This window comes from Nitrospirillum amazonense (genome assembly GCF_007828035.1).
Lineage (GTDB): Bacteria > Pseudomonadota > Alphaproteobacteria > Azospirillales > Azospirillaceae > Nitrospirillum > Nitrospirillum amazonense.
In genome coordinates, this window is the sequence record NZ_VITV01000001.1 from 64,758 (window position 1) to 79,072 (window position 14,315).

Below are 14,315 nucleotides of genomic sequence, written 5' to 3' on the forward strand. Positions count from 1 at the left end.
GGGGAACGGGGCGATGACGACCATGGTGACGACGGCAGAGGCGCCGGCCGGCAAGCTGCCGGTGCTGGTAACCTTCATGGAGATGGCCAAGCGGCCCGGGACGCCGGAATGGCCCATGCCGGAAGGGGTGCACGGTCCGGTATTGGCCCGGCACTGCACCCTGGCCTATTATCGCTTCCTCTACGACACGATCGGCGAGCCATGGCTGTGGGAGATCCGGCGGCGCATGGACCAGGGTGAACTGGCCCGGATGCTGGCCGACCCGCAGGTGGAGGTGCATGTGATCCATGTCGACGGCATGCCCGCCGGCTTTGTGGAACTGGATTGGCGCCTGTTGCCGGCCGATGGCACGGTCGCCATCGACTATCTGGGCCTGATGCCCTGGGCCATTGGCCGGGGCCTGGGGGGCTGGCTGCTGGACTGGGCCGTGCGCCGGGTATGGGAACGCCCGCGCGTCCGCCGCCTGACCATCAACACCTGCAGCTTCGACCACCCCGCGGCATTGCCCCTGTACCAGCGCGCCGGCTTCCGCCGCCTGCGGCAGGAACGCAAGTTCGTCGACGATCCCCGGCGCGCGGGTGTCCTGCCGCTGGGGGCCGCCCCCCACATTCCGCTGGCGCGGCCGGTACCCCCCGCCCCGCCCCTTGCCCCGGCGCCTGACGGCGCACCGCCGCAAGCCGGTGACCCGTCCCGCCGGCCCATGGCCTTCCGCCCCACGGCTGGCAGCCCATGAGTTTGCTGGCGGCTGTGCGTGCGCCTGAGGTGCGATTGGCCTTCCGCGTCACCGTCGCCGGCACGGCGGCGCTGGCCATGGCCCGCCTGTTCAACCTGCCCCAGGGCTACTGGGCCGTCATCACCGCCATCATGGTCATGCAGGCCAGCATCGGCGGCTCATTGAAGGCGGCGCTGGACCGGTTCGCCGGTACCCTGTCCGGGGCCGCGTGGGGTGCCCTGGTCGCCACCTTCGGCCTGCACGACACGCTGTTGCACCTGTGCCTGACCCTGGCCATGGCGCTGGCGCCCCTGGCTTGGCTGGCCGCCCGCTATCCCGTGTGCAAGCTGGCGCCGGTCACCGCCGTCATCGTGCTGCTGACCTCCGGCGGGGGGACGCAATCGTCCTTCATGCTGGCGCTGGACCGGGTGTTCGAGATCGTCATCGGCAACGTCATCGGCCTGGCCGTGGCCCTGTTCGTGTTTCCCGCCCGCGCCCATGGCGTGGTGCTGGCCACCGCCGCACGGGTGGCCGACCTGTGCGCCGACATGCTGGATGTGCTGCTGGACCCGGACTTGGCCGACGATGTGCGCCAGGGACTGTCCAAGCGCCACGCCCAGCTGTGGGCGGCGCTGCGCCCTCTGGATACGGCAGCGGAAGAGGCGCAGCGGGAACGCCGCACCTGGCTGGGCGATCAGCGTGACCCGGCCCCCCTGGTACGCACCCTGACGCGCGTGCGCCATGACCTGGTGATGGTGGGCCGCGCCACCAGCAACCGCGCGCCCTCGGGCGTGGCCGCCGCCCAGCGGCTGGAAGGCCCCCAGGCGGAAGTGCGCCGGCAAGGCGTCCTGTTCCTGCGCCACGCCGCCATGGCCATGCGTGCGCCTTCGGCGCTGCACGGACAAGGACAGATACCGCCCGTCGAGCCTGTGCAGGCCGCGACCCACGCCTATCTGGACATGGTGCAAACCTTGCGGGCGGAGGGTGTGTTGCGGGAGCTGCCGCGCGGCGTGACGGGACAGATCTACACCCTGTCCTTCGCGCTGGAACAGCTGAGCCAGGATCTGACGGACCTGCATGCCCGGGCGGAGGAGATGATCCCGCCGGCCCGGCATCCGGAAAAGAAGCCGGAGGAAATCGCCGTGCTTGCCGGTGTGGAACCTGTGGCCACCCAGCCGCCGACGACGCCGCAGGATACCCCGTCACCAGGGTAAGGGTCCCCAGCGTGAGGCGGACCAGCGTGGGGCGAGAGCGGGCAAATCCCGCCGTCCCGCCCCGCACCGGAGAGACGCTGGTGGGCTTGATCAGCGGGCGGTGTCGGCCACCTGCTCGGCCGGCAGGGTGGCGAAGTCGCGGGCCACGACCTTCAGGTCATGGATGGTGCGATCATAGCTGTTGGCGATGGCGGCACGGCCGTCGGGCGTCCAGGCGATAACGCTGCGGGCGCTTAGATTGTCCAGGCAGGCCAGGCGGGCCTGGGTGGCCTTGCCATAGGCGCGGACCTCGGCCGTGGCGGCGCTGACCTCGGCGGCCGTGGCGGTGGCGGACAGGTGGTTCACGGGGGCCACGGGAGCCTTGCCGCAGGCGCGCTCAACACCCAGGGATTGGGCGGAGGCAGGAAGGGTGGCGGTGACCATGCCACCCAGGACCAGGGCGGCGAAAACACGGGAAACGGAAGCCATGTTGATCTCTCCGATGGCGAAAGGTTGTGCCTTGACGGTCGCGCCCTCCCCGCGGATTGATTGGCGAAACTGCCATTTCGCATACGCACATTATTTATTGTGCGCCGCGGCAACCGTACGATCGCCGGGTTGGGGTGTCAACAATGACCCGACCATTGATAACGCTATCATCGCCGAACAATTTTGCCCGAACCCCTTGGCTGAAAACAGAATTATCCTTCTGATCTGAATATTTTGCAGCCGCGCATGGCTGCCATGAGCAAAATGACAAAGGCGGCCGGTGACCGGCCGCCTTCGCTGATGAATCGTGAAAGAGACGACGCGGTGGCTAGTCGCCGGATGGCGCCGGGGCCAGGGTCGGGCTAGTGGTGCCGCTATTAGCGGCGACCTTGGCCAGGCAGGCGCTGCGCGCCTTGGCCTTGGCGGCGTAGCTGTTCACCTGGGCCACGAAGGCGTCGCCGTTGATGGACGCCGGCCGCGCGTCCAGGCGCTTCAGCGACAGGGTGGGCGCCGGACCGCAAGGGCTGGCCGCATCCGCGGCCCAAGCGGCGCTACTGGTGACGGTGCCACCGGCCAAGCCGGCCAAGGCAAAAAGGGCGCAAGCAATGGATTTGGACATCGCAGTCATGGGTCATCTCCTTGAAAAAACAAGGCCTTGGTGTCTTCTCGACCCGTACCCGCCCCGGTGCGGTCCGGCCTGTCGCCGGCTTCGTTAATTTCACGTTATAGTGGTTGCGTTATGTAATAACGCTACCTTTGCCTGTTACCGGTGTCAATCACGCCGACGGCAGGGAAGAGGCGCCTTCGCCATAGGGCGACGGGCGCAAAAGGTAGAGGGCTGAACCACTTGCCCACGGCATCGGCGCCTTAAGCGCGATACGTCGGTCACCGGTACGCATAGCTGCCATGCATCAACGCGAACCTGCCACAGGCTGGCCCGCGCGGGGCGGACAGGTACCCTTGCCGTCAGAAGGCTGCGCCGGATCAAGGCGATGGCGGCAAACAAGAAGGGGCGGTGACAATGGGTAAGCGGCATTTCGGCTGGATATTGGCCCTGGGCACGAGCGTGGGGGGCCTGATAGCCGCCGCCCTGCCGGCCCATGCCGGTGATCGTGAAACGGCGCAGGCCACGTTGGACACCCGCGCCGCGGTGGAGCAGCCCAAGATCATCGCCTGGCGCCGCGACATCCATGAACATCCCGAGCTGGGCAACCAAGAGACGCGCACGGCGGCCCTGGTGGCCAAACACCTGAAGAGCCTGGGCCTGGAGGTGCGCACCGGTGTGGCCAAGACCGGCGTGGTGGCCGTGCTGAAGGGCGGCAAGCCCGGCCCCGTGGTGGCCCTGCGCGCCGACATGGACGCCCTGCCGGTGGCGGAGCAGGTGGACGTGCCCTTCGCCTCGAAGGTGAAGACCCAGTACAATGGCCAGGAGGTGGGCGTGATGCACGCTTGCGGCCACGACACCCACGTCGCCATGCTGATGGGCGTGGCCGAGGTGCTGGCCGGCATGAAGGACCAGCTGCCCGGCACAGTGAAGTTCATCTTCCAGCCCGCCGAGGAAGGCCTGCCCAAGGGGGAGGTCGGCGGTGCCGAGCAGATGCTGAAGGAAGGTGCCTTCGATAACCCCAAGCCCGACGCTGTCTTCGGCGTGCACGTCATCTCTACCCTGCATGCCGGCGACGTGGGCTACCGCCCCGGCCCCTTCATGGCGGCGGCGGATGAGTTCGTCATCACCGTGCATGGCAAGCAGAGCCACGGCGCCCTGCCCTGGACCGGCGTGGACCCCATCGTCACCGCCTCTCAGATCGTGCTGGGGATGCAGACCATCGAAAGCCGGCAGATGGAGGTGATCAAGGAACCGTCCATCCTGAGCGTGGGCAGCATCCATGGCGGCAACCGCAACAACATCATCCCCGACACGGTGACCCTGAACGGCACCATCCGCACCTTCGACGAGGGCATGCGCGCCGACATCGACAAGCGCCTGCGCCGCACCGTGGCCGGCATCGCCGAGTCCGCCGGCGCCACCGCCGATGTGGACATCATCAAGGGCTATCCCGTCACCATCAACAACCCGGAACTGACGGCCAAGATCGTCCCCACCCTGCAGCGGGTGGCGGGCAAGGAGCATGTGAAGCTGATCGACAAGGTCACCCCGTCGGAGGACTTCTCCTTCTACGAACAGCAGGTGCCGGGCGTGTACCTGTTCGTGGGCATCACCCCGCCGGAGACGGACCTGTCCAAGGCGGCGTCCAACCACTCGCCCAAGTTTTTCGTGGACGAGTCCGGCCTGATCGTCGGCGCCCGCACCCTGGCCCACCTGACCGTGGATTACCTGTACGGGCTGTAAAGGACCATTGTGAATGGTCATATTCGTATAATAGCTTAAAACCTTGTCTTTATAGGGACCTGTTCAAAATGGAAGGAACGCCAGAACCTACAAAAGAGACGTATGCTGCAGTCGGTCATTTATGCGTGGCTTGGTCATATGTCGAGATGCTGAGCGAACAAACGCTATGGGGAATTCTCAGCCTAAACAGGGAACAGGGTGAGGCATTTATTTGGCGCATGCCATTACTACAACGCTGGCAGGTAATTGTCAGGGAGGCAAAAAAGAAATTTAACGAATCTGAAATTAAAGAATTGTTGAAAATAAAGCATCTGGTAGAGACGGTGCAACGGGATCGCAATATAGTAGTTCACGGCATAGTTCATGCATCTATCGCCTTGGCCAATCCCATCTCAAAATACGATAGAATTGCGGGCATCGGTGATCCGATTCAATTCTCCAGACCTCCCTGCTGGACTATCTACATCGGCGAAGATGCGGGTAAGAATTTTCAAGTCTCGACAGAGGCCGTACTTATTATAAAAGAGAATGCTGAAAAAGTTCAAGAGCTCATAAGATCGTACAATATTAATAAAGGCTTTACTGCAGGAACTGTTCCGAATGATAATATAGAGCCAAATTGGCCCAAAAGAATATAGAACTCAGGCGACCTATATTATATAATTTCAGCAGGACTGTAATATATTGCCCCTTCTTGGGACCGCGCGTAACCTCATTTCAAAACTTTGGACGCATTGGTGGCATGCCTCTGCATAGGAATGGCTCCGCTTCCGTCCGGTCCGTCACGGTGCCACCATATAAGCGCCCCTTCCCGCTTCGAACCTGCGCGCTATGGCTCACGACACAAAAAGCTCCAGCGACCCGACAAACCCCGCCACCCTGCTGGTCCATGCCGGCCGCAACCCGCTGGACAATTATGGCGTGGTCAACGTGCCGCCCTATCGCGCCTCCACCATCCTGTTCTCCTGCCTGGATGAGTTGGAGGGGCACGATCCCGAGCATAGGGCGCCGCGCTACGGCCGTCGCTCCACCCCCAGCAGCCTGGCGTTCGAGGACGCGGTGGCGGCGCTGGAGGGCGGGCACCGCGCGGTGGTGGCCAGCTCCGGCCTGGCCGCCGTCACCACCGCCCTGCTGGCCTATGCCAAGGCCGGCGGTCATCTGCTGGTGGCCGACACGGTCTATGGCCCGTCGCGCGATTTCTGCGACAAGGTGCTGACGCGCCTGGGCGTGAGCGTGGAGTATGTCGACCCGCTGATCGGCGCCGACATCCGGCACAAGCTGCGGCCGGAGACCACGGCCATCCTGCTGGAATCCCCCGGATCCCTGACCTTCGAGGTGCAGGACGTCCCCGCCATCGCGAAGGCCGCCCACGACAAGGGCGTGGCCGTGCTGGTGGACAGCACGTGGTCGGCCGGCATCTGCAGCAAGCCGCTGAACCTGGGCGCCGACGTCGTCATCCACGCCGCCACCAAGTATTTCGTGGGCCATGCCGACGCGACCGTGGGCGTCATCGTCGGCACGCGCGAGGCTTGGCAGCGGGTGAAGGACACCGCCCTGCAGCTGGGCCAGAACGTGGGCGGCGACGACCTGTATCTGGCCATGCGCGGCATGCGCACCCTGGCCGCCCGCATGGCCCGCCACCAGGAGACGGCACTGGCCATCGCCCGCTGGCTGAAGGGCCGGGACGAGGTGCAGCGCGTGCTGCACCCGGCCTTCGCCGACTGCCCCGGCCATAACATCTGGAAGCGCGACTTCACCGGATCCAGCGGCCTGTTCACGGTGGAACTGAAGAAGCAGCCGCGCGCCGCCGTCGCCGCCCTGGTCGACGGCATGTCCCACTTCGGCATCGGCTTCAGCTGGGGCGGGTTCGAATCCCTGATCCTGCCCACCGACCCGCGCAAGATCCGTACGGCCACGCCCTGGACTGGCACCGGCACCCTGGTCCGCCTGCATGCCGGCCTGGAGGATGCCGACGACCTGATCCGCGACCTGGAACGGGGCCTTGCCCGCATGAAGGGAACCACCGCGTGAGCATGAGTGCCGACATCGCCTATCCCCTGCCCGCCGCCACCGTCGAGGCGACGCTGGCCGCCATCCGCTTCGACGCCAACGGCCTGGTGCCGGCCATCGCCCAGCAGCACGACACGGGTGAGGTGCTGATGATGGCCTGGATGAACCGTGAGTCCGTGGCCGAAAGTCTGGCCACCGGCCGGGTCTGCTATTGGTCGCGCTCGCGCCAGTCCTTCTGGCGCAAGGGCGACACCTCGGGCCAGGTGCAGCACCTGCGGGAACTGCGGGTGGATTGCGACGGCGACACCCTGCTGCTGCTGGTCGACCAGGTGGGGGTGGCCTGCCATACCGGCCGCCGGTCCTGCTTCTACCGTTCGGCGACGCCGGACGGGCTGTCCACAATCGCGGATGTGGTCACCGACCCCCTGGACCTGTATCCGCCGCATGGCCACAAACACACAACAACTTAGCTAAAAGTCCAGCAATCGTTTCCTGTTTCCAGTATTGTCCAATTGACGGCGACTGCTTGGTGGCCGACCATTTGGCAGTGGGGTCCGATCCGGTTTTTGGGTGGAACCGGTGGATCCCCCGTGGGGGAAGACGGGTATGACTGGCGCTGTTCAGGGGGCTGGTGGCGAATTGGGATCGTCATCCCCACGCCCCCGTGACTTGGCGCAGGCCGCCACCCTGTTCGCGGCCCCCACCACACCATCGCAGCACGCGGCGGCCTTCCTGGTCGGCCTGGCGATGCTGGCCCTGTTCCTGATCGGCGCCATGGGGGCGAAAACGCCCGTGGGCAACATCCCCGGCCTGCTGCCCGCCTACGCCGTCATCATCCTGGTCACCGACCTGCTGACGTCCTTCCTGATCGCCAGCCAGTTCCTGCTGTCCGGCCACCGCGCGCTGCTGTGGCTGGTGGGTGGCTACGCCTATTCCGGCGCCATGGCCGTGCTGCAGGTGGCGGCCCTGCCCGGCGCCTTCGCGCCCCTGGACCCGGACGGCCCGCTGTCGCAGTCGGCGCTGTGGCTGTACACGGCTTGGCACATGGCCTTCCCGCTGGCGGTGCTGGGCTTCGCCCAGCGACAGCGCCAGGCCCCGCCGCCGGTGGCGGGCGACGTGCGCAAGATGCTGGCGCTTGGCATTGGGCTGGGCGCCGTGCTGGCGGCCGGCCTCACCCTGGCCGCGGTGCTGTTCTCCGTGGACCGCTGGCTGCCGCGCGTGACCCTGGTCAACACCTACAACAATGACATGGCGGTCAAGGTCATCTACGTGGCCATGCTGCTGATCAACTTCTGCACGCCGGCCATCCTGGCGACGGTGACCAAGGTCCGCACGGTGGGACATCTGGGGCTGTTGATCTCCACCGTCGCCCTGGCGATGGACACGCTGCTGAACGGCCTGGGCCTGGCACGCTTCACCTTGGGCTGGTTCCTGGCCCGCGCCGATGGCGCCATCGCCTCCAGCGTCGTGCTGCTGCTGCTGTTGGCGGAAATGGTCGCCCTGTATCGCCGCGTCCACCTGATGAACGGGCAGCTGAACGCCCAGCGCGAGCGTCTGCTGGCCCTGACCGGCGACCTGGACCGCGCCCGGCGCACGGCGGAAGAGGCCCGGCAGGTGGCGGAGCGGGCCAACGCCGCCAAGTCTGACTTCCTGGCCAACATGAGCCACGAAATCCGCACCCCCATGAACGGTGTCACCGGCATGGCACAAATACTGCTGGACACACCGCTGACCACCCAGCAACGCGGATATGCCGAAATCATCCGCGACAACGCCGACGCCCTGCTGGGGGTCATCAACGACATCCTGGACATCTCGAAGCTGGAGGCGGGCAAGGTCAGCCTGGAACGCATCCAGTTCAACCTGGATGAGCTGGTGGACGGTGTCCTGTCCATCCTGGGGCCCAAGGCCCGCGACAAGGGGCTGGAGATTGGCGCCCTGGTGCATGAAGGCGCCATGGGCATGTGGTGGGGCGACCCCACCCGCGTGCGCCAAGTGCTGCTGAACCTGGTGGGCAACGCCATCAAGTTCACGGCCAAGGGCGCCGTGTCGGTGGACATCAAGCTGCTGGGCGACGGACCCGTACTGCCGGAACAGACGCGCCGCCTGCGCGTCACTGTGCAGGACACCGGTATCGGCATCGACCCGGCGAAGGCGGGCAGGCTGTTCCAGATGTTCGAGCAGGCCGACAGCTCCATCACCCGCCGCTTCGGCGGCACCGGCCTGGGCCTGGCCATCAGCCGCCAGCTGGTGGAGTTGATGGGGGGCGCCATAGGGGTGGAGAGCACGCCCGGGGAGGGTGCCACCTTCTGGTTCGACATCCCGTTGGAACGGGCGGTGGCGCCCAGCCGCACGGTCCAGCCCCTGGGTGACCGCCTGCGCGGCCGCCGCGCCCTGGTGGTGGACGACACCCCCGTCAACCGCCTTATCCTGGTGCATCATTTGATGACCTGCGGCATGACGGTGGATGAGGCCTCGGGCGGGATTCAGGCCCGCAACCATCTGCTGCGAACCATGGCGGTGATGGACGGAACCCTGGACGGCGCGTGCACGGATGGCGGTCAGGCCGCCCTGCCGGATGTCATCCTGATCGACCACCACATGCCTGAGCTGGACGGGCCCGGCCTGGCCGCCTGGATCCGGGCGGAACCGCGCCTGGCCGGCGTGCGCCTGTTGCTGGCCAGCTCACTGGAAGCGCCCGCGACGGGGGACGGCGCCCGCGAAAGCCTGTTCGACGCCGTGGTGCCCAAGCCCATCCGCCGGCCCCAGCTGCTGGAGGCACTGGCCAAGGCCTGCGGCCTGCGCGTCGACCTGGCGGAGACCGCCCCGCCCCGCCCCGCCACGGCCGCCACCCCGGCGGGCGCCACCAAGCCCCGCATCCTGGTGGTGGAGGACAACCTCACCAACCAGACCATCGCCTCGGTCCTGCTGGAAAAGGCGGGATACCACGTGCAGATCGCAGAGGATGGGGCGCAGGCTGTGCGCGCCTGCCTGCAAACCCGTTTCGACCTGGTGCTGATGGACGTGCAGATGCCCGTCATGGACGGCATCGAGGCAACCCGCCGCATCCGCGCCGTGGACGTGCGCGTGCCGCAGATGCCCATCATCGCCATGACCGCCAATGCCATGGCCGGCATGCGCGAGGAATACCTGGCCGCAGGGATGGACGACTATGTATCCAAGCCGTTCAAGTCCGATCGCTTCCTGGAAACGGTGGGCCGCTGGCTGGCGGAGCGCGCGCCCCAGCCGGCGACCGAACCGGACGCGGCCACCCTATTGCTGGAACCCCGGGTCCTGGCGCGGCTGGAACGGACGGTGCCGCCAACGGACTTCCGCGCCTTGGTCGACGGCATCGTCAGCCGCGGCCGTGGCCGGCTGGATGCCGTCCTGGACCTGAGCGCCGCCCACGCCACCGGGGCGCTGCGCGAAGCCACGCGCGACCTGGCGGTGATGGCCGACAGCTGCGGCCTGGTGCTGCTGGCCCGCCAGGCACGCCTGCTGGGCGACAGCCTGGCCCAGTCGGGCAGTGGGGCAAACGGTGGGACGGACGGTGGGGCGGACGTGGAGGAGCAGCTGCGGGCCCTGGCCGACCTGGGCCACCGCTCCTGGGATGCGCTGCGCCAACGCTTCCTGGGTTTGGACGTGGCGTAGACTTCCCCCAGATCCCCCCTGGCCTTGGCCTGTGCTATCGCCATGAAAAAAGGCGGCCCCCGGATGGGGACCGCCTTGCCAGAGGTGCGCGAAGCGCCCGGATCAGAACCGGAACTTGCTCACGAAGCGGGCGTCATAACCGATGAAGCCACGACGGTCTTCGCCGCCCAGCTCCAACGCGATGTCGGAGTAGCGGTTGCCGCCCTGCACCGTGATGCGTGCGATGGGGCCGCCGCCGACCACGGACTGCGGCATCAGGGTGAAGCTGGACCCACCGGCGAAACTGGCGGTGGTGTCGCCCGGGCCATCGCCGAACACCTGCTTCCACCCCACGGTCAGGGAGGGCTTCCACTGGAAATCGCCGCCCAGCTGGGTCCCGAAGGTCAAGGCGGCCTCGGCGTTGCCCTGCTGGCCGGTGCGCTCGTCGATCTTCAGGTTGAAGCCGTCGCTGCCGCCGCTTTCCTGGTGGGCGCCATCGGATAGCACGAAATAGTCCAGCGAGGCGGTGGGCCGCACGAACATGAAGCCCAGCGACTGCTCATACCCCAGGCCGAAATGGGCATCGCCCAAATAGCCCGACCAGTGGGCGTTGGCGTCGCGCTCGAACGCGGCGCCCTCATCGTCGGTGCCGGTGAAGACGCGCTTGCTGGAGAACCGGATATAGCCGGCGTTCAGGCTGGCGCTGGCCATCAGCCCACCATACCGGTCGCGCCAGTAGGCGCCGCCGGTGAAGACTTCGCCCTTCACCTGGTTGCCGCTGGAGGCGTCCGGATCGTTGACGGCGGTGATCATATAGGAGGAGGACAGGCCGACGATGCCGACATTCTCCACCGACTTCTCATAACCGCCCATCAGCGCCACGCCATTGCCGTTGTAGCCGGGGCCCTCGCCCCGGTTCTGCGACACGGCGAAACCCAGCTCCTGCACCCAAGCGCCGCGCTTCTCATCCTTCATGGCCACGGTGGGGTCGGATTCGGTACGGGCCAGCGCCATCATGCCGCGGTTCAGCAGCTGGAAGGGGCCGCCGTTGTAGTCGGGCAGCATCTTCTCATAGAGGCTGCCGAAGGAGCTGGCGCTGGTGGCGTTGAAGAAGGCCTCGCCGATCTGCGTATCCTTGTCGAAGGCCCCGTAGACGGCGTTGAACGCGCCGGCGCCCACGGTAATGCCCGCCTCGGCCGCCGTCCGACGCGCCACATTCACCGTCACGGTACCGGCGGTGGTGTCGGTGGCGACGTTGGCCTTGTACCAGTAGGACACGTCGCCCAGCAGCGACTGGTCGGTGCTGCCCACGCTCAGGCTGCTGGCCTTGATGACGGTGAAACTGTTGCTGTCGGTGACCTTGCTCTTGAAGATCAGGCCGATCTTGGTGCCCGACGCCAGCGAAGCGGCGCCGGAAACGTTGAACAGGGTGTTGGTGTTGTTGACCGGGTCGGCGGTGAAGTCGATCTCGCCGCTGGACCCCACGGTCAGAGAGCGCATGGTGATGGTGCTGGTGCTGCTGTTGCGCAGCTTGCCGTTGGTGACCGTGGCGGCCAGGGTGCCGTCGCTGGTCAGGGCGCCGGCGTAGACGGCGCCGCCGTCGATGGTCAGCGTGTTGGTGCCGCTGCCGAAGGACAACGCGCCCGTGACCTTGCCCCCCGTCAGGTTGACGGTTGCATCGCCCGAACCCAGCAAAATGTCGCCGGTGATGGTGCCGCTGCTGGTGATGGTGACGCCGACGGTGTTCGCCCGCAGGTCCAGCGCTGTGGCCGTGCCGGTGATGCCGGTGTTGTCCGTGGATTTCGTGACGGTGGCCAGGATAGTGCCACTGTTGTTGATCTGCGTGACGGTGCCGCTCGCATCCTTGATGGCGATCGCGTTGCTGGCCACCGAGGTCGTGGCGCCGGCATAGCCGGTGGCGTAAGCCGCGACCGTGCCGGTGATGTTGATGCTGTTGACAGTGGCGCCACTGGCGATGGAGATGGCGGTCGCCGTCGAGGACTGGGACGACACCGTGGTGCTGATGGTGCCGGAAATGGCGATGTCGGTGACGGTGGCGCCCGAGCCGATTAGGATGCCGGTGGAATCCGCCTTGTAGGACAGGCTGGTCAGGGTGCCCGACAGACTGAGGCCGCCCAGGACGTTGACAGTCCCGCCCTGGCCGCCGATCTGAATGCCCGTGGTGCTGAAGCCGTCGTAGACGCCGTTGGCCACGATGCCGCCCGCCAGAACCAGGCCGCGGGTGTTGTCGGGATAGGTGCCCAGGGTGATGTTGTCGGTGGCGTCGCCGACCACCAGGGCCGGGGCCGAACCATAGGACGTGAGCGAGCCCGTCGATTCCAAGTAAAGGCCGCCCGTTATCGTCTGGGCGATGCGGAAGGCGGCGCCGCCCTGCAACTCGTCATTGGCGGTCAGCGCCGCGAAGCCGGCCGTGGTGGTGGGCCGCGTGGTCGACAAATAGCCGGTGGAGGTGACGCTGCCCGTGACGTCTATCGCCCCTTCCATGACCCCGTCGACGGCCACACCGACCGACCCGGTGCCCAGCGCGCTGACCGTGCCGGAAATGACCAGGCCCCCCACGGTGTGCCCAGTGTACTGGATGCCATATGAGTTGTTGCCCGTCACCGACACCGTGCCGCTCATCGTCACGCTGCCGTCCATGTCGGACGCGACCCGGATGCCGGCGCTGTCGTTGCCGCGCACCGTCAGGGTGGCCGAGGTGTTGATGTCGCCCGTGAACACCCCTGTGCCGGTGACCCAGATGCCATTGCGCCCCTCGGCCGAGGTCAGCGGGATGGTGGAGCTGACGCTGCTGTCGGTCAGCGTCAGGGTGCCGCTGAGGCTGACGCTGCCGGTGGTGCCGCCCTTCACCAGGATGCCGGTGGTGTCATCGCCGCCGGTGATGGAGATGGTGCCGGAACTGCTGACCGAGTTGTTGCTGTCCAGCGTCACCGCGGCGCCACTGGATGGGCTGACCGTCCCCGTGATGGTCAGATCGCCGGCGGAAGAGGTCGCCACACCGGTGGTCCGGGTGTCGGAAATCGTCGTCGCCGCGTGAAGGTCGGTCAGGGCGGCGAGGCACAGGGGTGCTGCGGCCACCGGCGCGAGAAGGCGCTTCATTTGCTGAAAAATCCTGCCTGTTCAGACGAATAACGGACATTTGGCCGGTGTACCGGCGGAAAGGGACGGAACTGGCCGGGTTGTAGCGGCCGGATTGTGGGCGGGGGATTGCGGCCCATACGGACCGGGTTACACGGCCCGGTCGTCCAAACCCGGCGCGCCATTTCGAGAAAAATTCCCGCCGTCACGGTGATCGGCCAATTTGCCGCAGCCCTACCCGCGCCTATCCTTCCGAACGGCGGGACGCGATGGGCCTGGGATATTTGCAACTGGCGGCGGCGCGGAGACCTGGCGTAGAGTTCCCGCGCCCCAGCCTGCCGGAACGCGAGCGCATGAAGGAACTACGCTGCATCGTCTTCACCGACCGCGAGGTGGTGAGCGCCATCACCGAACGGCGGCGCAAGCTGAACGACGCCTTCCCCGACGGGGATGTCACCAGCCTGGAGTACACGGTCAACCGCGGCGTCAGCGCCCGCCTGTCCGTGACCCTGAACGGCGCCGCCAACGACGTCACCATTCCGGAACAGGAGCTGCAGGCGGCCCTGGTGGGCTATTGCATGTCCCGCAACGTTCCGCTGCCCGTCGTGGCCGACAAGGCCCTGTACGTCATCAAGGGACGGGCCACCCTGATGATCACCATGAATTTCAAGAAGCCGGCGCGCCTGGTCGTTTTGGGCGTGGAATGACCCCAGCGAATCCCCAGGCCTGAGCGCGAAATGAAAAAGGGCGGCCCGCTGGGGACCGCCCTTTTCCTTGTGCCCGCCGCTGTCCGGGACCGGGGCGGCGGGAGGGGGATCGGGTGGCCTTTTGC

General features: G+C 66.6%; 11 protein-coding genes. 8 read left to right on the top strand and 3 right to left on the bottom strand.

Annotated elements, in window-relative coordinates:
• Nucleotides 1-13 precede the first annotated feature (13 nt).
• Nucleotides 14-733 (top strand): GNAT family N-acetyltransferase, encoded by a 720-nt coding sequence (locus FBZ87_RS00270; protein WP_145608229.1) that lies wholly within the window; start codon nt 14-16, stop codon nt 731-733.
• A complete protein-coding gene (locus FBZ87_RS00275) occupies nt 730-1,926 on the top strand; it encodes an FUSC family protein (RefSeq protein ID WP_145608231.1) in 1,197 nt (398 codons plus the stop codon). The genes FBZ87_RS00270 and FBZ87_RS00275 overlap by 4 nt, the downstream gene beginning before the upstream one ends.
• A gap of 90 nt (nt 1,927-2,016) precedes the next feature.
• Here FBZ87_RS00275 and FBZ87_RS00280 read toward each other — a convergent pair whose 3' ends face one another.
• Nucleotides 2,017-2,394 (bottom strand): hypothetical protein, encoded by a 378-nt coding sequence (locus tag FBZ87_RS00280; RefSeq protein ID WP_145608233.1) that lies wholly within the window; start codon nt 2,392-2,394, stop codon nt 2,017-2,019.
• A 328-nt stretch (nt 2,395-2,722) separates the two neighbouring features.
• Complete coding sequence (locus FBZ87_RS00285; protein ID WP_145608234.1) at nt 2,723-3,022, bottom strand: hypothetical protein; 300 nt, start codon at nt 3,020-3,022, stop codon at nt 2,723-2,725.
• Nucleotides 3,023-3,415: 393 nt separating this feature from the next.
• Between FBZ87_RS00285 and FBZ87_RS00290 the strand changes: the two genes are divergently transcribed.
• The 5 genes from FBZ87_RS00290 (at nt 3,416) to FBZ87_RS00310 (ending at nt 10,405) form a co-directional block, all read left to right on the top strand.
• The gene (locus tag FBZ87_RS00290; protein WP_145608236.1) at nt 3,416-4,744 is read left to right on the top strand and encodes an amidohydrolase; all 1,329 of its coding nucleotides are present in this window, start codon (nt 3,416-3,418) and stop codon (nt 4,742-4,744) included.
• Nucleotides 4,745-4,812: 68 nt separating this feature from the next.
• Nucleotides 4,813-5,382, top strand: a complete 570-nt coding sequence (locus FBZ87_RS00295) for a hypothetical protein (protein ID WP_145608238.1) — start codon at nt 4,813-4,815, stop codon at nt 5,380-5,382.
• Between the two features lie 193 nt (nt 5,383-5,575).
• Nucleotides 5,576-6,775: a cystathionine beta-lyase gene (gene metC / locus FBZ87_RS00300; protein ID WP_186454494.1), complete on the top strand. Its 1,200-nt coding sequence runs from the start codon at nt 5,576-5,578 to the stop codon at nt 6,773-6,775.
• A 2-nt stretch (nt 6,776-6,777) separates the two neighbouring features.
• Nucleotides 6,778-7,224, top strand: a complete 447-nt coding sequence (hisI, locus tag FBZ87_RS00305) for a phosphoribosyl-AMP cyclohydrolase (RefSeq protein ID WP_145609025.1) — start codon at nt 6,778-6,780, stop codon at nt 7,222-7,224.
• 136 nt (nt 7,225-7,360) lie between these two features.
• Nucleotides 7,361-10,405: a response regulator gene (locus FBZ87_RS00310; RefSeq protein ID WP_145608240.1), complete on the top strand. Its 3,045-nt coding sequence runs from the start codon at nt 7,361-7,363 to the stop codon at nt 10,403-10,405.
• 102 nt (nt 10,406-10,507) lie between these two features.
• Here the strand turns inward: FBZ87_RS00310 and FBZ87_RS00315 are convergent, their stop codons facing one another.
• Entirely contained in the window at nt 10,508-13,504 is a 2,997-nt protein-coding gene (locus FBZ87_RS00315) for an autotransporter outer membrane beta-barrel domain-containing protein (protein ID WP_145608242.1), read from the bottom strand.
• Nucleotides 13,505-13,836: 332 nt separating this feature from the next.
• Between FBZ87_RS00315 and FBZ87_RS00320 the strand changes: the two genes are divergently transcribed.
• Complete coding sequence (locus FBZ87_RS00320; RefSeq protein WP_145608244.1) at nt 13,837-14,190, top strand: hypothetical protein; 354 nt, start codon at nt 13,837-13,839, stop codon at nt 14,188-14,190.
• The last annotated feature ends 125 nt before the right edge of the window (nt 14,191-14,315 follow it).

Excerpts from the sequence above, each read along its gene's own strand:
- FBZ87_RS00275 (WP_145608231.1), top strand. The coding sequence starts at position 730 with ATGAGTTTGCTGGCGGCTGTGCGTGCGCCTGAGGTGCGATTGGCCTTC.
- FBZ87_RS00315 (WP_145608242.1), bottom strand. The coding sequence starts at position 13,504 with ATGAAGCGCCTTCTCGCGCCGGTGGCCGCAGCACCCCTGTGCCTCGCC.
- FBZ87_RS00285 (WP_145608234.1), bottom strand. The coding sequence starts at position 3,022 with ATGACTGCGATGTCCAAATCCATTGCTTGCGCCCTTTTTGCCTTGGCC.
- FBZ87_RS00280 (WP_145608233.1), bottom strand. The coding sequence starts at position 2,394 with ATGGCTTCCGTTTCCCGTGTTTTCGCCGCCCTGGTCCTGGGTGGCATG.
- metC (WP_186454494.1), top strand. The coding sequence starts at position 5,576 with ATGGCTCACGACACAAAAAGCTCCAGCGACCCGACAAACCCCGCCACC.
- FBZ87_RS00270 (WP_145608229.1), top strand. The coding sequence starts at position 14 with ATGACGACCATGGTGACGACGGCAGAGGCGCCGGCCGGCAAGCTGCCG.
- FBZ87_RS00310 (WP_145608240.1), top strand. The coding sequence starts at position 7,361 with ATGACTGGCGCTGTTCAGGGGGCTGGTGGCGAATTGGGATCGTCATCC.
- hisI (WP_145609025.1), top strand. The coding sequence starts at position 6,778 with ATGAGTGCCGACATCGCCTATCCCCTGCCCGCCGCCACCGTCGAGGCG.
- FBZ87_RS00295 (WP_145608238.1), top strand. The coding sequence starts at position 4,813 with ATGGAAGGAACGCCAGAACCTACAAAAGAGACGTATGCTGCAGTCGGT.
- FBZ87_RS00320 (WP_145608244.1), top strand. The coding sequence starts at position 13,837 with ATGAAGGAACTACGCTGCATCGTCTTCACCGACCGCGAGGTGGTGAGC.
- FBZ87_RS00290 (WP_145608236.1), top strand. The coding sequence starts at position 3,416 with ATGGGTAAGCGGCATTTCGGCTGGATATTGGCCCTGGGCACGAGCGTG.